This window comes from Spirosoma fluminis, assembly GCF_054778895.1.
Genome location: NZ_BAAGZD010000003.1, coordinates 646,105 through 668,105, shown reverse-complemented (window position 1 = coordinate 668,105; position 22,001 = coordinate 646,105). Strand labels below are relative to the sequence as shown.

Below are 22,001 nucleotides of genomic sequence, written 5' to 3'. Positions count from 1 at the left end.
AGTGCGGGACTAACTCTCTTACGCTATCTCATTGCCTGCAAGGACTTCGGTGGAGATTGCCACAGTACGTTGACGATCATCCAGCGGCCATTGTCTTTGATAAGGTGGATATAGTCGATCCCCCATACGGCCGTTACTTTAGCCGATGCGGTTTTGTCGGCCACCTCAAATACGTCGACTGTTCTCGGAGAATTGGCATCGGCGCGGTTACCCGCTTTGTTCCAGGTCTTGGCCAACCGGATTAGGGCTGGAAAAGGCATTTCCAACTGCTTCGAGTAGGCGTTAGTGTTGTTGTCGAATAAAAACCCCCGCTTTTGCAAAGCAGGATGAATACTCTGATACGCTAGTGTTGTATCGACTTTGTAGAACGTATCGATATAGTTGAAGCAAGCCTGCCGTACATCCGCTACGTCGTCGGTCTGACTTGTTTGTGAAAAAGCAGTAAGACCAGATAAGATTAGGAGCGTTGATAGAATTGCTGATTTCATGATACGATGCTGTCTGGGTGATTGTATATGTATTGAATTAATTGCTTGTCTTAAAGGCCACTTCGTGTTCCACAAGTGGATAGCCCTCGGGCGTCTGGAAGCCTCTATCAGTCAGCCAAAAGGAATAATCCCAATTTGGCTTTAGCGCTACCTTTAACCGAATCGATCGGTTGTTGTCGCTAAAACCTATGACATCTCGCAATGGAAAGTGTTCTTTTCCTTTGGTACCCAGGTTTATGGATATCTTCTTTGGGTTCATCGGCTTATCAAATCGAACCACTAACTCGGTTAAGGTCGGATCAATGACCTGAGTTTGACCAGTCAGTGGTTCAACCGCTACTACGTGGGCTCGCTTCTGATCGTAAGCTTGCTGGAGTGCAGGCAAGTCAGTCGCTGTCTTGCCGAAAAACTCAACAACACGGGGCATAAAGCTCGATAAGGTGGGGTACTGGCTCCGGTTGTTTTCATAGTCGTTCAGCAAATCAACCAATCCTTGGGTCCAGATAAACCCCCGCGCTTCTTCATCGCGTAGCTGCCGACTAGCCGTTGAGCCCTTTTGGTTGTGACTGGCCATGTATCGTACGACGGATGCGCGGACCAGCGATTCATAAAACATCGTTTTCCAGTTGGTGTATGCCTGCCGACGCATTTGCTCGGCAACGTTCGGAAATATAGCTTTCCCCGCGGCTTCTAATTCATCTTCGTACTTATCGATCAGTGCGTTAACGAACGAATGGTTAAACTCGTGAATAATGGTCGGTAAGACGGCCCCTTCGCTGTAAACCGGATTCTGCGTACTGTCAACGACCCAGGTGCCCATAATGGCGTAGATCTCTTCCTGTTCGTTCGGAAGAATCGCTTTTGGCCCATAATTACCTCCGCCATTTCCGATACCGATCACTACGTTGAACTTGCCGGCTGGGAGCGTGCCGTAGTATTGCTTGTACCAGTTCTTGTCTACTTTATCTAATACCTGGCGGAACCGGTTGATAGCCGTTTGGTACATAGCTTCATGTTGATCGAAAAATTGCTGGCAGTGCGCGTCCTGATAGAATTTCTGTAACAGGGTAGCGAATTTTTCAGCATTGGTCGCGCCCCAGCGTTTGTCGAGATGCGCGTTTGTGAATGCTACGATCGGTGTTAACGATGGCGGTTGCTCCAGGTGAATGGCCATCGACATGACCGCATCATAACTGACTCCGTTATCCTGCGCTACTTGCTTAGCCATCACTACCGCCGGATGTGTTTTGTAGGCATCAAAATGCTGGTGAATGTCCCGTACATAAGCCGCGAAGTCGTCTTCATTGTATTCATTATTTCCCGCTAATCGAAACACGATACTTAGTAATTCAATACGTCGATCGACCTGTGGTTTCAACGATACCGACTGAGCCAGCAGCGTAGAGGACAGTGCGAAGAGTAGGGCGATAAGGCTAATAAATCGTAACATGTGTTATAGAGGAATGAACGCAAGATGTGGGATGGACGACCTGTATTCTGCTTTTTAATACCAGGCCGTACGTTCGTAGCTAATCGGTTTTTAAGGATTTAACCGGATTCATCAGGGCCGCTTTGATGCTCTGGAAACTGACGGTTAACAAGGCGATGCCAATCGCCAGCGAACCTGCCAGGGCGAACATCCACCAGCCGATGGTGATTCGATACTCGTAATTCTGTAACCATTGGTGCATAACGTAGCCAGCCACGGGCGAGGCAATCAGGATGGCGATAACCACCAGCTTAAGGAAATCTTTGGACAAGAGCGCTACGATGCTGGCGACTGAGGCACCCAATACCTTGCGCACGCCAATTTCTTTCGTACGTTGCTCAGCGGTGAAAGCCGCCAGGCCAAATAAGCCCAGGCAGGCAATGAATATGGCCAGACCTGCGAAGACCGTCGTTAACGTACTGACGACGGTTTCGCTTCGGTAGAGCGTCTCGTATTCCGAATCGACGAAGAAGTACGAGAAGGGGAGCTTGGGATTCATGTCCCGGTACAGGGCTTCGAGGCTGGCTAGGGCCTGCTTGGTCTGACCTGGTTGCGGACGAATCAGAATGTTATCGTAGTTCCAATGTTCAGTCAGGCGAATGATAAGCGGGCGAATCGGAACGTGGAGCGAATTGAAGTGGAAGTCTTTAACCAATCCCACAATCTTACCCGGCCTTCTGCCGAACGAGAGCGGCTGACCGATCGGATCTTTATAGCCGAGCCGCTTGGCCGCCGACTCGTTGATCAGGTAATTGGTCGAATCGGTGCCGAAGCTGGGAGAGAAATCCCGGCCCCGAACCAGCTTCAGTTTCATGGTGCTGACAAAATCGTAGCCCACGCCTGTGTTGTTGAACTGAATTGCCACCGACGGATTTTTTCCAACCCAATCTACCCCGTCGGTTGTGTTGCCATTATACAGGGGGCTAGTTTGCATATGCGTAATCGACCGAATACCGGGCATACGTAACAACTCCTGCTTAAAGGTTTGATAGTTTTGCACCAGCGCGCCTTCGCTTTTTACCTGAATTAAGTTCTCACGATCGAAGCCCAGGTTTTTGGTTTGTATGTACTGAATTTGCCGATAAACCACCACCGTTCCCACAATCATCAGCATCGACAACACAAACTGAAAGACGACCAGCCCTTTCCGGAACAATTGTGCCCCTGCGCCAAACCGGACTGTGCCTTTCAGGATGCGTACCGGTTGAAGTGACGACAGAAACAGAGATGGGTAACTGCCCGCCAGTCCACCGGTTACTATGAGCAGTGCCAACAGCAGTAACCAGAAAAATGGCTGATTGAGCGGTAAGGTAAGTTGCTTGCTGGTCAGCTGATTGAAAACCGGTAACAGCAAACTCGCCAACATCACGGCTACTACCAGCGCCAGCGTGGTCAGCAGAAAAGCTTCCCCCATAAATTGCCCAATCAGCGACGATCGTTCGGCTCCGACTACTTTCCGAACGCCCACTTCCCGCGCGCGCTTCGCCGACCGGGCCGTGGCTAAATTCATGAAGTTGATGCTGGCGATCAACAATAAAAACGCGGCCACGATGCTGAATAGACGAACGTACTCAATGCGTCCGCCATTGCGCTGGCCGTTGTTAAAATTGGAGTAGAGATAAGCCTCGGTTTCGGGTTGTAGAAACAGCTCAATAGTGAAGTTAGCGCCAATGTCTTTGTTACGTCCTTTGAGAAAGGTTTTCAGTTTAGCGTTGACCTTGGCAGGATCGGCATCTGGCCGGAGTTGGAGCCGGGTTCCGGGACCGGCGTTACTCCAATCGGTAAGCCAGGGCTCCCGCTTCAGGTAATCGGTCCAGTTGAGCAGAAAGTCGTATTTGTCGGGGGCATTTGTGGGTAGGTTCTCGAATACCGCTGCTACCTGATAATCAGTTCCATTGTCGAGCCGGATGGCTTTTCCCAGAGCTGCCTGCGGGTTATTAAAATAGGTTTCGGCTACTTTTCGGGATACTGCAATCGTGCGGGGAGTACTGATGGCGGTAGTGGGTGTTCCGGCAAGCAGCGGTAAGCCATACATGCTGAACCAGTCCGCTCCGACGTAATGGCCAGATTGCCGGGCTACCTTATCCCCAACGCTGAGCACGTGCTGCTCGACCGACGAAAATCCGGCGGCATATACGACCTCGGGAAGGTGCCGTTTCAATTCATCGGCTATTATACCGGGCGTGTCTTCGTCCGTGACAATCCGGCCATCGGCAATCTCGTGCTCCATTACCCGGTACAGATAAGGCGCGTTGGCATATTGCGTTCCGATGCTCAGTTCATCCTGAATCCAGAGTGAAATCAACAGACTGGACGCCATACCTAACGCCAAACCAAGAATATTTATGGCTGAGAATGTCTGGTTCCGAATGAGATTACGCAGCGCGATTTTTACGTAATTGCGAAACATGAGCGTCTGGGTTGAAAGGGTTCTGGAACAACAATTATAAACTCCCCAAATGCCATACCATAAATAATGTTTCTGATTTAGAGCTAGTTAACTTAGGGTATCCTTTAGCTATGTCCGTAAACGGACGCCAAACGGACAGTTGCGGACAGGAGAGAAAAGGCTACTGAGCTAAGACTCCGGCAACCATAAAGCCCTGTATAAGACCTGAATCAGCCGTTTGTCATATTGGCATTGCTTAAACCTGGGATAGCGCCCTATCTTGTGCTGCGGTCTGAGAACAAGGGCTGCTCTCTTCCCTGATGAAAAAGATCTTCTTTTCGTTTGCAACCGCCCTGCAAAACATCCGCACCCGCTTCTTCCACACTATGCTGTCAATTCTCGGCATTGTAATTGGCGTTGCTGCTTTGGTCGCAATCCTGTCGCTGATCGACGGCATGGAACAGTATGCACGGGAGCAAATTACGAAAACCACTACGCTGAAATCCATAGTCGTGCAGCCGAGTCTGTACAAATCGGTGAACGAAGTGCAGGTCCGTAAAAATGACTTCGCTTATTTTCAGCATGATACGTTCCGGAACATGCGGTCGTCGCTCACCAAACCAGCCACCGCTTATCTTTACTCGAGACAAAACGATGAGATTTCCGAAAAGGCAACCAACCGTAAAATAGGTACGATCATTACGGGGGCAAGTTTGCCGCTCCACCCGGATCTTGAACTGATTCACGGCCGGACTTTCAACGAATCGGAACTTAACGAACAACGGCCGGTGGCTTTTATCAACCAGCGATTAGCCAAACAACTGGTTGGTAACAAGCCAGAGAAAAACGCAATTGGACAGCAGATCGTGTACAGAGATAAGGTGCTGACAGTGATCGGAATTTCGGCGGATAAAGATGCCAAAGCGGGGCAGTTACTGCTTCCTTTAACCGTACTGTCGGATAGCGCTTTGAAAGCGGTTCCACCATTCTGCGTAGTCGAAGCCCGGAGCGTTGAGGATGTCCCCGCCCTGAAAACAGAAGTTGAGAACTGGCTGAAGGCAAACATGAAAAATGGGCTCACGGATTTCTCAATTGTCACCAATGAGCAGCGGGTTGATCAGGCAGCTAAAGGGTTCATGCTGTTCCGGCTCATTATGGGGTTGATCGTCGGTATTTCGGTATTGGTGGGCGGCATTGGTGTGATGAACGTACTGCTGATTTCAGTAACCGAACGTACCGTGGAGATTGGCGTTCGCAAGGCACTTGGTGCCAAAAAACGGGATATCTTATGGCAATTTCTGTCCGAGTCGGTTACGATTTCAACCTTCGGCAGCTTACTGGGACTGGCACTAGGCCTGCTTAGTACGCTGGCATTTATTCCCATTGTAAAAGCGATTACGGACGTACCGTTTCAGGTTGCCTATACCTGGAACACGTTCTTCGTAATCATGGTCATTGCCATGCTGATTGGGGTGATATTCGGCACCTACCCTGCCATGCGTGCCGCCCGACTCGACCCCGTCGAAGCGATCCGACGCGAGTAGGCAGTTCTGGGAAATGGCATAACGTTGAGTGCAGTTACAAAAAGTACACCCATTGTCACGACTTACTTGCGGCTGTTCAATGCCAATTTGATTACGTATAACCAATTGTAAGCGATATGCTTGGCTTGGGATAAAGTCACTACGAGTCATCCGCCAGGGACTTCTGTTAAAATAAACAAGTTTCGTCGTTGACGGGTCTAATCTGTATCGCACACACTCGACTCCCATTGAAATAGATGAGATATAGATTTGGCAAGATCACAGTCTACGACACCACTTAATTTTAATGGGTAAGTATAGAGAACATCTAGCAATCCTCGTTCAAAACGGACGGACGTTTTAGGGGACACTTGTAACAACCAACCTGTCTGCTAATTTTATCGATGGTTAGGAAAGAGAGGACTTAGCGCGTCATGCTGTAATTAGATGGGTATTCGCTTCAGTGTGTTTATTATGTTGAGCATCAACTGGTGTTGTGCTTTTGCTCAGCCCTCGAGTTCACCGGCCTCATTCGTTGGAGATCAGCACTCATGGGCGGTTTTGCCCAACTATGTAGATGCCCCTGATTTGACCTTCACTTGGCGCCTGACTCAGCAAGTAGGTTCCCCTCAAGGTACCTTTCTTGCTCTTTTATTTCAATCGCAGACTTGGCGAAGCATTCCCTGGAAACACCGGTTGTATGTCTTCTTTCCCCATTCTAAGTCAACCCAAACTGGATTTCTCACTTTACAAATGGATTTTGATGTCAGTCAGGCGCAAACCGCTCTCAGCCAGCTTGCTCAAGCCACCGGCGTGCCCTGTGCTATTTTGTGCGACATCCCTAACCAACCTCTGTTTGATGGTAAAGAAGAGGAAGAACTACTCAACTTTACGTTTGAACAATTTCTGGCCACCAAAGACACCACCTGGCCTCTGCTGTTGCCTATGGTGAAAGCAACGGTTCGGGCCATGGATGTGCTGCAAGCGGCCAGCCAACGTCATCATCTGCCATTGCTTAACCGGTTTGTGGTCGCAGGCCATTCAAAAAGAGGGCATACCGCCTGGTTAACGGCTGCTGTTGACCGACGCGTAGCCGGGCTGATTGCTCAAGGGTTCAATACCTTACATTCAGCGCTTCAAATCCCCCACTATTATGCTACTTATGGCGCTTTGGATCAGTCGGCTTTAGCGGCTAAACGAGTCATTGAACAAATCAACAGCCCTACAGGTCGACAACTGCTGGATATTGTGGACGCATATACCTATCGTCAGCATCTAACCATGCCTAAGCTGGTTATCGTCGGGACGAACGATGATTATACGCCTGTCGACGCATTGAACCTCTATTGGCCCGATTTACCTGGCAGCAAGTCCGTACTCTCCTTACCAAATACGGGGCATGTAGGAGCCAATTATGATTCCCGGCTTTATCCAACGGCCTATGCGTTTATTCAGCGGGTTGCTCAGGGAAAATCCATGCCGACAGTCGAAAGCACTTTCCAGTCAACCGCACAGGGGTCCCGGTTGGTAATAGTCACGAAAGACTCTGCGGTATCGGCGCGCGTTTGGACCGCTACATCACCTACGCTTGATTTTCGGGAGGCCCAGTGGAAAAAGAAATCAATACCATTGACGAAGTCTGCCGCTTCCCCCAAAGACCATCCTGTTCACCGGTCTTATCAGATAAACTTAAAAAGACCTTCGTCGGGTAATCAGGCCGTCATTGCTGAAGTAGAGTTTGCTTACGCCAAGCAGCGATTCTGGCTGTCAACAATACCTTACATCATGCCGAGTCGATAATTGCCGAAAAAGTCTCTTGGCACCTACTCGTGTTCTTACCCCGATGCAGAGAGCGTTTTTGTAAAACGCTTTAAATAACCTTCTTTTCTTAAAACGATAGAACATTCATGCATCTGCTTCTAGAAACGGGCATTTTAAGCAACAGCTACACATTTTATCAATTCTCTTTACTGCTTAAAGTCCGTAATGGTCTTTCTATCATACCGATATGCCCCACCTGAACCGAACCAAATACTGCCATCGCTAGCCTCTAAAATCCCAAAAAGCATGGTTTTCGTATCGTCAGAATTTAACTCTACCTCGGTTACCGTGGGATTTTTGCCGGACAAAGCAGTTCCATTATAACGGAAGAGTGACCAACCCCAGTTCGTTAGCGAACTCGTCCAGATGTTGCCTTTTTTATCTTCGTAAACATACGAAACACCACGCTCGGTGAAATTTATAAAGCTACTGCCATCATAGCGCCAAAGCCCATACTGGCCCCCCAGCCAGATATTGCCTTTTTTATCTTCGATGATCGTACGAACATTTATAAACGGGGTGCCCTCATGAGTGAGAGCGGTAAATGTTTTTCCATCATAAAGGAAGGCATTACCTCTGGTGGCAAACCAGAATTTTCCGGTTTTATCTTCAATAATCGAATTAACTTCATTATCATTCTTAAGGAAGAGCCTTTCGTCCGGTGTTAAATTTAACCCTTCATTCATCTTAAAATTTCGAAAGGATTTCCCATCGTAACGGCTAGCTCCATCTCCAGTGCCGAACCAAATAGTCCCAGCTTTATCTTCGTAAATATCAAAAACCCCATTACTGGCAAGCCCCTGCTGGGTAGTAAAATGTTGAAAGGATTTCCCGTCGTAATAATAAACCCCTTCATCAACGGTACTAAACCAAAAATTTCCTTTTCGATCTTCTAACACCGAAAAAAAATGAGCTAAACTCACTTGACTGGTCACATTGGTAAACAATTTTCCGTCATACCGATACACCCCACCAAAGGTTGCCATCCAAATATTACCCTTTCGATCTTGCTTAATGGTACGGGTGATATGGATAGGTCCATAGACTGTACTTAGCTGTTTAAATTCGGACTTGATTGTGTCTTCAGGCTGATCAATTTTGGTTTGTGCTTTGCTGGAAACGTAAAAAGCAAACAGCAAGACCAATGCGTATACGGGTACGTATTTCATCGCTATTTCTTTCGTGGCCTAATGGTTTCTACAAACCTAGTTTTTTTGAGCTGAGCTTTTGTTAACGGCTTGTTAACGAGATGACAAATCTCCCAAAGGTGTACTCTCTGCTCTTTGATATGGTCCTAAAAATCCGGATACGAAACTGGTTTAACTTCGTATCCGGATTTTTAGGACCATATCAATATTTGCTCTAGGGCTACTCCCTGTGTTCGTCTTTAAGTCCTTTTAACAAGGCATAAATGGCCATTGCGTGCCCATGACCAAGGGAAAACTCCTCCGCTAGCCATTGGGTAATCTCACCTGCTTTCACATCCGCTCTCAGAACACCTTCCGTGATTAAGCCCTTTTCCTTAGCCAGTTGACGGAAATCTTCAGGCCCTTTGCCCGTTTTTGCTTTGATCGTTTTCAGATAACCTTGAAAAGACATAGTTGACTACAATTGGGTTTAGAGTAATGAAGTAGTTGTCAATTAATGAGAGCAAAGGTATTGGGTTCCTAGCATCCTCAAAGAGGTGAGATGCGTCCTTTTCAGGGTCATTCACGACAATTTAGGGAAGTATAGGTTCAAGGTAAGCAATGAAACTTTGTTTAAGATAGTCTGTGCCAGGCCACTTCTTCGAGCAGGTTGGCAAGTTAGTTCCGGTCGTTGCTTACGATCGCCCCGGCGTTGGCGATTCGGAACCAGATCAACAAATGCCAACCGTCAAGAACGTAGCGGACAAGCTGAGAAAGTTCTTACGTTGGACGTTAAACCACCTTATGTGTTAGTAGGGCATTCGTTCGGATTCGGTGCCCAAAGGCCGTTTTTTACCCGGCAGATGCAGGTCATTTTGTTCATCGAGATAACCTAGGATTAGTGATTGCTAACATAGAGTTGGTTCTGAAAGAGACTTCAGCGGGCTAAAACCAACAGGAAAAATAGTGTTCATGCTATGCAAAGCTATAAACAAAGTAATCGACAGCTGTTAGTTGGCAGGCAGACGCTTACTGCCTGATCTCACCGCTGTAACGCAAGAAGTACCGGTTTTTGGCCACACAACGTATTATGTCAACTAACTATTCCCTTGAGAACGACGTATCGGACAAGCGTCTCACGAAAACATTGTATCAACAAGACGATGAGAATCACACTCGTCTATCCCCATCATCGAACCGTCGATTCTAACCTCCGCAGTCTATGCGATTAGTTAAAATTAAAATTGTAGGTCAGGCTGGGAATCGGTGCTCCGAAGATGCTTAGCTGGTAGGGCTTGGTGGTCCGCCCCTCGGTTTGGTAAAAGAGCGAGTAGACGTTCTTACGACCATACAGATTGTAAACCGTAAAGTTCCAGTGCCCCTGCCAGCGTCGGTTTTTACGACTGGGATTGTAGATGTTCCAGGAAAAATCCAGTCGGTGATAAGCGGGCAACCGGTTTTGATTCCGTTCGTCGTAATAGGGATACGTCCGGCGTTGATAGATAATGAAGCCTTCCGGACTGGTGTAGGGGCGGCCCGAACTATAGGCGAAATTGAATGAAAAACTGTGGTGTTTAGTCTGGTTAAGGGTTAAGCTCACGTTTAGGCTGTGGGGCCGGTCGTAATTGGCCCGGTACCAGTTGCCTCCGTTGATCTGCTCCTGAAAGTTGACGCCAGTATTTACCTGATTTAAGGTACGGGAATAGGTGTAATTGATCCATCCCGTCAATTCGCCCTTTTTCTTGGAGATCATCACTTCCATCCCATACGCTTTACTTCGGCCCGCTAACAACTGGGTTTCGGGGTAAGGCTGCAACAGAAAATCAGCCCCCGGCTTGTAGTCCAGGATATGCTGCGTACTGCGCCAGTAAACTTCCATCGAGAGCTCAAAAATGGTATTCGATGAGTTTCTAAAATAACCCGCTGACCATAACTGGCTCACCTGGGGCTGGATGTGCGTATCGGCGGTTTTCCAGCGGGCCGTTGGCAATGGTGTAGTTGTATTGGTAATCACCTGCAAATACTGTCGCATCAGGTTATACCCCAACTTAATTGATGAATTGGACGTCAGCGCGTAGCGCAGCCCCAATCGAGGCTCAAAACCACCGTACGATTTACTGACCTGGCCCGCTCCGTATACGGTAGAGTCAATTACCCGGCTTTCATCAGCCACATCGCCGGAAGGGTACTGGCGAACCACCGACGGGCCCAAATTCAAAAAATGGGAGTAGCGCAGTCCAGCCGATACAGCCAGTTGATCGGATAAACGGATCTCATCTTCGGCATGAATACCCAATTCCAGCGCGTTTTCAATCGGTGTCCGCTGGTAGTTAACCGCCGGACTGTTGCCTGGAATCAACTCGCCGGGGTTTAATCGATAATGCGTAGCGCTGACTCCAATTTCAAGCTTCTGGTTTTCTAACTGGTAATTGAGGTTCGATTTGAGCTGACGCTGGAGCAGTGCTTGTTTCAATACTACCTGGTTGTTGGTCGTGTCTTCGGTAGACAGGATGCGGGGAATATACCGAGCGATGAGGGCCGTCGTCTGCACATTTACCCGGCTGTTAACGGCGTGAAACCAGCGCACCATGCCATTGGCCGTTTGCTGGGCGTATTGTGTATTCACCGCATTTACGTTGGCCAGACTACCCACCAGATCTGTCTGAAACAGATCTTGGCTATAATAGCCCATAGCGGTTACGGTGTTGCGGTCATTCACTCGCCAGAACAACTTAGCAGTTGCATCGCCGAACTTGGCCCGAATGTTGTCAAAGCGGGGCGAAACCGCTCGTAACAGAAAATCATTGAATGCCCCCCGGCCCGAGAATAGCAAGGCTACCTTTCCCGCTACCAGGGGTGTCTCAATGGTGAATCGGTTGGCAACTAAACTAACCCCTCCGCTCATACGCAACTGGGTAAGGTTGGGGTTACGCAGGCTGATATCGAGTACCGACGCGGCCCGCCCCCCGTAGCGGGCGGGCACATTGCCCTTATACAGGTCCAGTCCGCTAACGGCATCTGCCGGAAAGACCGAAAACAGCCCAAACATGTGGGTAGGGTTGAAAATGGGCGTATCATCCAACAGGATCAGGTTTTGATCCGTTGTGCCGCCCCGGATGTTGAGGCCATTGGCCGCTTCGCCTACACTAGTCACTCCGGGCAGCATCTGCAGGCCGCGCAGAATGTCAACCTCCCCCAAGGCCGCGGGTATTTTTTTTAGCGTTGAAATGTTAATCTGACTCACTCCCAGCAGGGGCTGACGAACGGTTCGATCATAGCCCTTGCTGGTCACGACCACCTCTTCCAACTGACTCGATACAGACGGAAGTCGGACGTTTACTGTGGTGTTTTCGCGTAGGTAAAGGGTAGTTCGGTAGGGCTGGTAGCCCACACTGCGAATGACAACGACATGCTTTCCAGAAGGCAAGCTAACCAAAAACTGTCCCTGATCATTGGTGTAGGTGCCTTTGCCAATTTTTTCATAGTCAATCAGTATAGTGGCACCAGGTAACTCCCGACCCGTAGCCGAATCGCGGACGATGCCACTAAGCGACAGGAGTCCATTACGGCCGGTCGACTCTTGCGGTGTTTTACTAATCGTTATCGCTTCGGTAGGCTTGTTTGGGGCGAGTAGCCCCTTTGCTATCCCTTCAGGCGGGGCTACAGTCTGCTGAGATTGAGCCACCATCCGCTTTTGTCCATAGCCTTGCCTGTGTAACCAGTCTCTCCATTGGTTCAGCCAGGCATCAGGTACAGGATAGGGTGGAGAGATACCCGCGAATTGGCTATTCGGGACGTAACTATGCAACTCTGCTGACCGGCCCGCCCGGAGCCACTGCTGGTATAACTGGGCGGTCTGGATAGCCACCTGGCTAGCCTTGTCACCTGCCGTCCCCGATAGAGTGGCAATAAACAGGGCGGGAGCATCGGTCGGAACCGACTCGGCGGCTAAGGTACTCACCTCCGCCTGAAGAAGGCTCACAAAGTTGGGGTGGGCTATTTCTGTACGGTTATACACCAGCTGCAGAGCCAGCGTTCCGCCCGTTGAGACGCCGAGCACGCCAATCTGATCCGGTCTGATACTGAACTCGACTGCGTGTTGGCGCAGGTAGCCGAGGGCTTGTTTGCCGTCAGCAAGGGCCGTTGATAGCGCATTCAGCGAATCTTGTGAGCTCAACGCTGCGGTTGACAAGGAGTCTTGAGTAGTTCTATATGGCAAGACAAAAACCGTGATCCCCAGTGCCGTTAGTCGGGCGGCCAAGTCCCTGCTTTCCTGGTCCACTGACCGAGTAGTCAATCCAATCTTCGGAAACAGAAGCACGGCCGTGCCCGTTGCCAGCGCTGAGTCTGGCCAAAAAACCGCTAGCCGTGGTATAGTCGCCAGCGTCAACACGGTATGGCTTCCCGGCTTACCCGATATAACGTCTTCTGTTCCGATCCGGTCAATAGAGCCAGGTGATTTGCTCCCGGGTGGTTGCATTACGGATTGCGCCCAGCCGACATGGTTGGCAAGCAGAGTTAACCCAAGAACGAATACGATAGATTTCATCACGAATTTTAAGTGGATTTCGCCTTTTAGCTTTCGATGGATGAGCAGCAACCGGCTCAGCAAGCGCCTACGGATACAAGTCAAACAGTAGGCGTACGGACATGGGACCAGGGAAGACAAAGGGTACGGGATTTTGAAAGGCCATGGAATTACTTAGAAAAGACTCTGTATGGCTGGTGGACAGTACGCCGATTTATCGCTATGCCCTATCGAATTCGTGTTGGACTACGCATTGCTAGAGAGAATAGATTAAATTAAATAGGCCACATTGTATACCCGGTAAGCCGCCCTGGTTGTAGTCTTCTTTTGGCCAGGTTTCTTGGAGCAATCATGCTTCGGTGATTATGATCAATCTCGCCAGCCAGCGGGCCTATTGGGAGTGCGGCTATCACTGGCAACACAAACCGCAAGGGGAGGTCGGTTACCTGAGGCAGGCTCATTGATAGGATCATGGCCGTTGAGGGCCTGAAATAACCCGGGGGCTGTACCCGTCGCATCACTTCGGGTTAACCAGTACCGAACGGAAGAAACACCGGACACGGTGAAGAAGCCAACTACAGGCTCATTTCGCTGCGCCACATTCTGCACGTTACCGACTAGCAGCGCGGGCTGGCCTGCCGCCACCCCTCCGGTTTTCTGGGTTTGGTCGTTCAATCGTTGCAGGTAATCGTAGGCTTGTTTGGTTAATGAGCTTTGCCTGATCTCAACCAGACTGTGCTCTTTGGAATACAGCGGTACCCGGCCAACAAGTAACCCTTTGACCGGATTTCCATTGCTGAACTGGTCGCTGAATAACACCAGGTTGTTGCTGTATATAATCTCCCAGCAGGCCGTTCGGCAGTTATAGTCATAGTCGGGGAAGGAGGCATTTAACGTATTATTGACACAGTCTTCGAGTAGGTTGCCCTGAGTATCCCGGACCTGGTAGAGTCCCTGGTCGCAAGAGCGGCACCACGGCTGGCGTTCCCAATCAATCCATTCCCAGCGGTAATAATTGGGTTGGTCGGCCGGGTCCGCAAAATCTACATAGAAATCATGGGCGGCCGAGTAGCTGTTATTCAAGCGCTCGGTTGCGCGTAGGCTGGTAGGGTTAAACAGGGCACGAACTTGCCCGATCGGTGCCACGGGCAGGAGCAGCTCCGGAGTGGATTCGTATTGAGTGCCATCTGATAAAGTAAACCTGAGTTGATAAATGTGACCCGATCGCCCCTTGAAGTCAGCGGGTAGCTGATAGCGGCCATCGGTGGTTTCTGTCGCTTTCACTACGTCCAAGGAATCAACTACGATTTGTACGTTCGCCTTGGTGACGGGTACATAGCCGAATCGACCAGTAAGCAAGTCGGATTGAGAGCGATTAAGCCGAATCACCTGGGTCTCGGCTTGATCGGTGATGGTGCCATCAACAATTAAGACATTCAGCGAACTATTGAAGGTTGATTCAACCGGATCTACACAGGTAAGTAAGCTGAGACCAAGGATCAGGCAAAGCAATAACTTCACTGGAGTTGAGTACATGTTGAGCTAAAAACAATCAATGTTGTAAAGCCGCAATGTAATCATAACCTACTTCTGTTTGTCTCTTTCTGGGCAGGGCGCGCCAGAATCTCAGGCTCGGTTTGGCTCTTAGAGGTTTATCCGTTGGTATAAGAGCGGTCGGCTAGCCAGTCAAACAGCACCGAGAATACAAATCAGCAGGTTACTAGTAAGCAGCCAGCCTCCCCGCATAAAAAAGCTTTTCTATGATAAACGAGAGAAGTGCGAGGAGTGCCGACTAGGCTTACTTGTTCATTAGCTGATGTTGCTCAATTAAGGCAAGGGTTTTGCCAGGTCTAAGTCGGTACGCGCTGCAACCGATTGTGGCGTATTGCGGACCGGGTAGCCGGGTCGTAAACCATGACCATCTACCGGATTATGGGAAGCCGAAACAAGGCGCATCCAGGGAAACTGGTACTCCAGTTTGGAGTGAGGCAGCGTCAGTTTATTAGTTATTCCTTCTCCGCAGCCCAGTTCCGTTCCACCCGTTTCGCAGCTAATGAAGACTGCTTGTCGACATTGGCCGCGAAACGCAGCTACAGCGTTTGCCCCAGTAGAGAACGTCCTCCATCGATCAACACATAAACATTACCTCGAAAACGGTAAGCCTGAGCAACTGGCTGATAGCCGGTTAGCTTGCCCATCTCCAGTGAAAATTCAAACTCATACTCCGAGGTTGCTCAGGGCGATTTTGACGTAGTTATAGAGCATGGTGGCGAACACTTAACCCATGGTCAATAGCTTCTTTTGCTTCACCCAGTCGTCGCGCTTCACGAACGTAACGGGTACAAAGTCGTCGGTTGGCGAACCAATGTAATAGAGCTGCCAGTCCTGATCGTAGTCGGCCAGGTGCTGCCGGATGCAATCGACCCGGTCGAAGGTTGGAATCGTACAGTCGCCCCAGTAGAACAGTTCGACCCGATAGTGCAGCGCCTGTTTCTGCCCGTTGATGGTTACTTCAATCTCAATGTCCTGCTTACCCGGCAGGTTAGGGATGGGAATAGCGATGTGTGCCATGGTTGTTAAGGAATATGGTTTTGAAAAGGGAGAAGCGGGAGCAAGGAGAAGAGAGGGACGAATGAGAGTAAAAGCAGGAACAACATAACATTTTTCATTCCGGTTACCGCTCCTCCCTTTATTCTCTTCTTGCACTTATTCGGTTTTAAGACTTTTGACCGGATTCATCAACGCGGCTTTTATGCTTTGGAAGCTGACGGTTAGGAGAGCTATGCCTACGGCCAGCAGACCCGCCAGGGCAAACATCCACCATTCGATATCAACTTTATAAGCAAAATCCTGGAGCCAGCGATTCATGGCGTACCAGGCAATGGGCGACGCAATGACAATCGAGACAAAGACCAGTTTCAGGAAGTCTTTTGAGAGCAGCGCCACAATGCTGCCCACCGATGCGCCCAGCACTTTCCGAACGCCAATCTCCTTGGTACGTTGTTCCGTCATGTAGGTGGCCAAACCAAACAGACCCAGGCAGGCAATAAAAATGGCAAGGGCCGAAGCTAAGGTGAATACCTGCCCGTATTGCTGCTCAGTTTCGTATTGCTTATTATAATTCTCGTCGACGAAATAAAACTCGAACGGATTGCCGGGGTAAGCGGCTTTATAAAGTCGCTCCAGGTCGGTCAATTTGCCCTGAATACTGCCCTGCGCTGGGTCGGTTGTGAGCTGGAGGGTCAAGCTAGCAGGGCCATGACGACGAGGCATAAAAATGATCGGGTCGATGGCTTTGTGTAAGCCCTGGTGGTTATAATCTTTCACGACACCAACGATTTCATAAGGCTGGCCCCATGTAATCACCTGACCGGCGGCCTGGGCGGGCGATGCGAAGCCCAGCTGCCGGGCTGCCGTCTCATTGATCATCAATTTGGCACTTTTCTCCCACTCCAATTCGGCTTCCTGAGTAGTGAAATTACGCCCAGCTACCAGCTTTAAGCCGTACGTTTTCAGGTATCGGTCGTCCACGATACCCATGGAGTAATTTTTCTTTTCGTCTCCAGGGCGGGGATGTTGTCTGGTAATGCCACTAGCTCCGAAGTTATAGTAGTTACCCGGCACGATCCCCTGGCAAAAGTTCTTAACGTAAGGTAGTTGAGCCAGTTGGTCTTCCAGTACGGTCGCCCGCGAAGCAAGCAGCCGATCATCACCGATCTGCGGGCTTTGAATCACAACCCGCTGGTCGAGCTGAACACCCAGGTCTTTGTTTTGCATGTACTGCAACTGCCGGTACAGCACCAGCGTCGATACAACCAGGGCTACCGATGCACTAAACTGAGCCACAACGAGTGTTTTACGCAGAAGACCACCCCGGTTCGTGCGGAATGTACCTTTCAGGGTCTGACTCGGTTGAAACGATGTCATGGCAAACGCTACGTATCCACCTGATGTTAAGGAGCCGACAATCAGTAGCATTAGCCCAATTAGCCACCCGCCAGTGCTAAGCAGCGTACTTAGGCCTAGTTCTTTTTTGACAAATTCGTTAAACACGTCCTGTAGAGAAGCAATTAGCAACAGGGCAACTACAAAACCGATGAGATTAAGCAGAAGTGACTCGCCCAGAAACTGCCCGATTAGCTGTGCCTTACCAGCCCCGACCACCTTCCGGACTCCTACCTCTTTCGCCCGCTTCAAGGCACCGGCTGTTGACAGGTTGATGTAATTGAACCAGGCAATGAGTAAGATGAGCCCGGCAATGCCACTTAACAGGTACACGAAGCCTAAGCTGCCACTCGTGCGGTATGGATCGTTAAGTGAGGATGCCAGATGCATATTGGCCGCTGGCTGGAGTAAAAACTGGTTGTCTTCCTGGGGGTCACGTTTCTTCGCCAGATCGTTGAACTTAGCTTCGAGCACTCTGTAATCTGTCTCTTCGCGTAGTTGTAAGAAGGTCGTAAGGTAAGTGCCGTCGAAACCGTCGAGCCGGGCCCAGGTGTTGCCGTTTAGGTTCGCTGGGTTCGCCAGTGTTTGCAGCGAAAGCACCGCATCGAACTGCATGTCGGAATTGGCAGGCATATCAGCATACACGCCTGTAACGGTATAGAGTGTCTTCCCGAATTGGTTGTTCACCGTCAGTGACTGGCCAATAGCTCGACCATTGCCGAAATACTTACGGGCGTGGGACTGCGATATAGCGACTGTGTTCGGTTGAGTGAGAGCCGAAGCTGCGGTTCCCTGCACCAGCGGAAACGTGAAAAGCCTGAAAAAACTAGCGTCAGCGTAAGCCAGGCGGTTTTCCCGAAACGTTTGCTGCGATTGGCCATTTTTCTGATCTCCTACAGTAATAATGCCGTTGGCCGAGTTGTCAGCGATGCGGCAGAAGTCGCGTACGTCTGGAAACTCTTGTTTTATCAAAGGTGCCACGGCCGGAGCCATAGAGGTATAAAATCCATCTTCCGGGTCGTGACCCATGATCCGGTACAATGCTGGCAGATTTTTGTGAAAACTATTAACGCTTCGTTCAAAGGCGATATACTCCAGAATCAGACCAAAAGCGGCAATACCAAGTCCCAAACCCGCGATGTTAATCAGCGAGAACACCCGGTTCTTCCGCAGGTTGCGAAAGGTAATTTTGAGATACGACTGGAGCATAGCTGCCATCTAGTTTAGGTTCTTTACTTCACAAGCTTACTCATACGCCCATCATCATCGGCTTCAACAGTCAGGAACGGCTTCCCCTGTAGTCGTCGGCCACTCAAGATAACGTCGATTTAGCTTTTTGTCGCTACGTACACAGCCGTTCCAACGGAAAACTGCTTTTGGCGATTGGCGTACGGTGCCAGCCTGAAACCGTTGGTCTCGTTTTCGTTTTCGTCTGGAGCATAAGAGATTAGGGTAAAATGGCGGGGTTGCGGACTATTGTTTTCAAAACGGAGACGAACCAACTTCTGCGACAGTTCCGTTTGAGCAGATTGAGTTGTTGCAGCGAACTCGGCCCGGTCAGCGACGTTGATGACATTGGCAAACGCTTGTTTGGTGACCTTTACCTGTTCCGCATTGATCCGAATCGTGGCATTGGCCTGTGTCATTACGTTTGCCGACTGAACAATCAATCGATCAGCATCGATGGTACCATTGGCCGAACTTGTTACGTCAAACGTAGTAATCTTCCCGGTTAATGTTACGTTGCCATTGGCCTGATTGGCTAAAGCAAATGCCTTTTCGCTTAGATTGTTAATGGTTACGTTGCTGTTGGAGCCATGCTTAAGCCGCTTCAACGCGGGGATAGTGATCTTCGCTGAAACACTGGCTTTACCAACCCAGAAAGGTCGATTCTGAGCATCGCGAAAGGTGAGCGTTAACGTTCCATTCTCGTTTTCAACCCGTAACAGCGGCTGTAGATTGTCGTCGAGGGTAATAGTGACGGATGGCTCTACTGCACCTACGTCTACAGTAACCTGTGCCGGGAACTGATTAATCTCAATGGCGTCTAATGGGTTGACTATTGATAATTCGCGCACGATTCGACCACTACCACGCAGTTCGCGGGTTGATGCATACTGATCACGTTGAGCGTGTGCACTGATGACCGGCAGACAAGGCAGGAGAAAGAGGAACGCTTTCATCAATGGGGTGTTTAGGGTATGAACATGAGCTTTCGCTATTCGCTTCGTAAGCTTCGAACCGGATTCATCAGCGCGGCTTTCACGCTTTGGAAACTAACCGTCAGTAAGGCGATCAACAGCACGGCTACGAACGGCAGTACAAACAGCCACCAGTGTAAATCCGTCCGGAACGCATAACTCTCAATCCATTGCGTTATGGCGTACCAGGCCAGCGGTGTGGCTACAACAAATGCGACCAGAATCAGGACGGCGAATTCTTTATATAACATTCGTACAATTTCGGGCACCGACGCACCCAGCACCTTCCGGATACCAATCTCTTTTGTGCGCTGGGCCGTAGTGAATGAGGCTAAGCCAAACAAACCCAGACAGGCCACCAGAATAGCCAGCGTCGTGAATAAGCCGAATACTTGTCCAAACCGCTGGTCGGCGCGGTATTGGTCGGCGAAATGCTGATCCAGAAAGAAATATTCGAACGGGTTGCCGGGGAAGAACTGGTTCCAGGCTTCCTGAATCGTTGCAATGGTTTTGTTCGCTTCGCCGGGAGCCATTTTTACCGAGAAAAAGCCACGCACATCCGGAATCAACCGGAGAACGAGCGGTTCATAAGCCTCCCGCAGGGATTGCTGGTGGAAGTTGTCGACAACCCCGACCAGCTTGTACGTTTCGCCCCAGAAATCAATATCCTTACCGATGGCCTGCTCGGGGTTGGTAAAGCCCAACTGCTGGAGTCCCATTTTATTGAAAATAACGGCCTTAGGGTCCGTGCCGAACTCTTTCGCGAAGTTTCGGCCCGCCAGCAGTTTCAGGTTATAAGCGTTCAGGTAATCGTAATCAACGCCGATAACCCGGTACTGCGTCCCCTTCGACTCGTCCATTCCCTTCAGGCGAATACCACCCGCATTCCAGCCTACGGGTTCGCCCGGAATAGAGGTTGACGCGGTGATGCTGCGGATGCCTGACTGCCGCTGAAGCTCTTCCTTAAACGCCTTCATCTGCCGCATATAGGTCGAATCTTTGCCAACAATCGGGGGCTTGATCACCAGTGTCTGGTCGATGTTGAGGCCCAGCGTTTGCGCCCGCATGAACTGGATCTGCCGGAAAACGGCCAACGTACCTACCAGCAGGAAGAGCGAAGCGGCAAACTGAAAAACGACCAGCGATTTACGTAAGGCAATGCCCTGCCGTGTGTTGACCATCTGACCTTTGAGCACAACCACCGGCCGGAATCCTGACAGCACGAAGGCGGGATATAAACCCGACAGGAAAACACCCACAACGAACAGACCAAGCAGGGCTGCCCAGAACCGACCGCTGCTTAGTAAGGACAGCGTCATCTGCTGTCCCGACAGCTCATTGAAGAGGGGTAACGTAACAATCACCAGCACCAGCGCCAGGACGACGGCAATGCCGTTGAGCAGGGCTGACTCGAACAAAAACTGCTTGATTAACTGGGGCCGCTGCGAACCAACGGCTTTTCGGACGCCTACTTCCTTGGCCCGGTTAATGGCCCGCGCCGTAGCCAGGTTCACGTAGTTAACCCAGGCAATGACCACGATAAAAAAGGCAATCGCAAGCAGGAGGTAAACGGTTTTGCCATCCCCGTTGGGTTCGGTTTCACCGATGTAATGCGAATACAGGTGAATGTCGCGTAGGGGCTGGAGCAGATAGACAGCCGCCGAGTTGTAGCGCTTATGTTCCGCACCCGCCAGCTTATCAACGACGGCCGGAAACTTGGCTTCAAGCGCTTTTGGGTTTGTTCCGGGACGTAACAGCAGGTAGGTCAGACAGCCATCCCACTGCCAGGCTGTTTCGGGGTTGTTGTCGGGACCGAGGTCTTTGACAAACGTAGCGTACGAGGTTAATAAATCGGCTTTGAAATGCGAATTAGCCGGAAAGTCTTTACATACGCCGGTCACCTTTACGTTCCGTTCGCGGTTGAACTGGATCGTTTTACCCAGTACCTGCGTACTACCGAACAGCTTTCGGGCGATCGATTCCGAAAGGACAACGGTGTTAGGCTCCGTCAACGCAGTACGTATGTCTCCGGCTAGCAGCGGATACGAAAACATGGTAAAGAACGCCGGACTGGCGTAATACACCTTTTCGATCTTAACCTGCTCGTGCCCCGGTACGTCGGCTACGACCGAGCGCGTACTGGCAATTTTAACGTAGTCTTCGATTTCACCAAAGGCGTCCTTAAATGAGTTACCCACTGCATACGCGCCTGACGCCCATTCCGTACTGAGTTTGCCGTCGTTGTAGCGGTCCTGTTTGACGCGGTAAATCCGGTCGCCTTTTGTATTGAAGTCGTCGTAGCTCAGTTCATAGGCAACGTACTGTAGAATGAGCAGACAGGCCGCTACCCCAATGGCAAGTCCTAGAATATTGATGGCTGAAAAGGCTTTGTTGCGGCTCAGATTCCGCCAGGCGATTTTAAAATAGTTGCGTAACATAGAGTTATAGAGTGAGTGGGGAAGGGGAGGAGTGGTAGAAAAGAGGTAGTGG

13 protein-coding genes are annotated in these 22,001 nt (G+C 50.1%); 2 read left to right on the top strand and 11 right to left on the bottom strand.

The window, feature by feature from the left end; translation table 11 throughout:
• Nucleotides 1-23 precede the first annotated feature (23 nt).
• From ACYVBJ_RS04725 to ACYVBJ_RS04715, 3 genes are all read right to left on the bottom strand, one after another.
• Nucleotides 24-488: a nuclear transport factor 2 family protein gene (locus ACYVBJ_RS04725; protein WP_460981137.1), complete on the bottom strand. Its 465-nt coding sequence runs from the start codon at nt 486-488 to the stop codon at nt 24-26.
• A gap of 37 nt (nt 489-525) precedes the next feature.
• Complete coding sequence (locus tag ACYVBJ_RS04720) at nt 526-1,938, bottom strand: DUF4932 domain-containing protein (protein WP_460981136.1); 1,413 nt, start codon at nt 1,936-1,938, stop codon at nt 526-528.
• A gap of 79 nt (nt 1,939-2,017) precedes the next feature.
• On the bottom strand, nt 2,018-4,387 hold the full coding sequence (locus ACYVBJ_RS04715) for an ABC transporter permease (RefSeq protein ID WP_460981135.1): 2,370 nt from the start codon (nt 4,385-4,387) through the stop codon (nt 2,018-2,020).
• A 299-nt stretch (nt 4,388-4,686) separates the two neighbouring features.
• On the opposite strand from ACYVBJ_RS04715, the gene ACYVBJ_RS04710 reads away from it, so the two are divergent.
• Together ACYVBJ_RS04710 and ACYVBJ_RS04705 are read left to right on the top strand one after the other, a co-directional pair.
• A complete protein-coding gene (locus ACYVBJ_RS04710; protein ID WP_460981134.1) occupies nt 4,687-5,910 on the top strand; it encodes an ABC transporter permease in 1,224 nt (407 codons plus the stop codon).
• 426 nt (nt 5,911-6,336) lie between these two features.
• The gene (locus ACYVBJ_RS04705; RefSeq protein WP_460981133.1) at nt 6,337-7,689 is read left to right on the top strand and encodes a PhoPQ-activated protein PqaA family protein; all 1,353 of its coding nucleotides are present in this window, start codon (nt 6,337-6,339) and stop codon (nt 7,687-7,689) included.
• A 167-nt stretch (nt 7,690-7,856) separates the two neighbouring features.
• Here ACYVBJ_RS04705 and ACYVBJ_RS04700 read toward each other — a convergent pair whose 3' ends face one another.
• The 8 genes from ACYVBJ_RS04700 to ACYVBJ_RS04665 form a co-directional block, all read right to left on the bottom strand.
• On the bottom strand, nt 7,857-8,879 hold the full coding sequence (locus ACYVBJ_RS04700; RefSeq protein WP_460981132.1) for a ligand-binding sensor domain-containing protein: 1,023 nt from the start codon (nt 8,877-8,879) through the stop codon (nt 7,857-7,859).
• Between the two features lie 199 nt (nt 8,880-9,078).
• On the bottom strand, nt 9,079-9,309 hold the full coding sequence (locus ACYVBJ_RS04695; RefSeq protein ID WP_460981131.1) for a DUF4287 domain-containing protein: 231 nt from the start codon (nt 9,307-9,309) through the stop codon (nt 9,079-9,081).
• A gap of 756 nt (nt 9,310-10,065) precedes the next feature.
• Nucleotides 10,066-13,386: a TonB-dependent receptor domain-containing protein gene (locus ACYVBJ_RS04690; RefSeq protein WP_460981130.1), complete on the bottom strand. Its 3,321-nt coding sequence runs from the start codon at nt 13,384-13,386 to the stop codon at nt 10,066-10,068.
• A gap of 348 nt (nt 13,387-13,734) precedes the next feature.
• On the bottom strand, nt 13,735-14,886 hold the full coding sequence (locus tag ACYVBJ_RS04685; RefSeq protein ID WP_460981129.1) for a DUF4249 domain-containing protein: 1,152 nt from the start codon (nt 14,884-14,886) through the stop codon (nt 13,735-13,737).
• Nucleotides 14,887-15,642: 756 nt separating this feature from the next.
• On the bottom strand, nt 15,643-15,936 hold the full coding sequence (locus ACYVBJ_RS04680) for a hypothetical protein (protein ID WP_460981128.1): 294 nt from the start codon (nt 15,934-15,936) through the stop codon (nt 15,643-15,645).
• 135 nt (nt 15,937-16,071) lie between these two features.
• The gene (locus ACYVBJ_RS04675) at nt 16,072-18,519 is read right to left on the bottom strand and encodes an ABC transporter permease (protein ID WP_460981127.1); all 2,448 of its coding nucleotides are present in this window, start codon (nt 18,517-18,519) and stop codon (nt 16,072-16,074) included.
• 119 nt (nt 18,520-18,638) lie between these two features.
• Nucleotides 18,639-19,493: a GIN domain-containing protein gene (locus tag ACYVBJ_RS04670; RefSeq protein WP_460981126.1), complete on the bottom strand. Its 855-nt coding sequence runs from the start codon at nt 19,491-19,493 to the stop codon at nt 18,639-18,641.
• A 35-nt stretch (nt 19,494-19,528) separates the two neighbouring features.
• On the bottom strand, nt 19,529-21,949 hold the full coding sequence (locus ACYVBJ_RS04665; RefSeq protein ID WP_460981125.1) for an ABC transporter permease: 2,421 nt from the start codon (nt 21,947-21,949) through the stop codon (nt 19,529-19,531).
• Between the last annotated feature and the right edge of the window lie 52 nt (nt 21,950-22,001).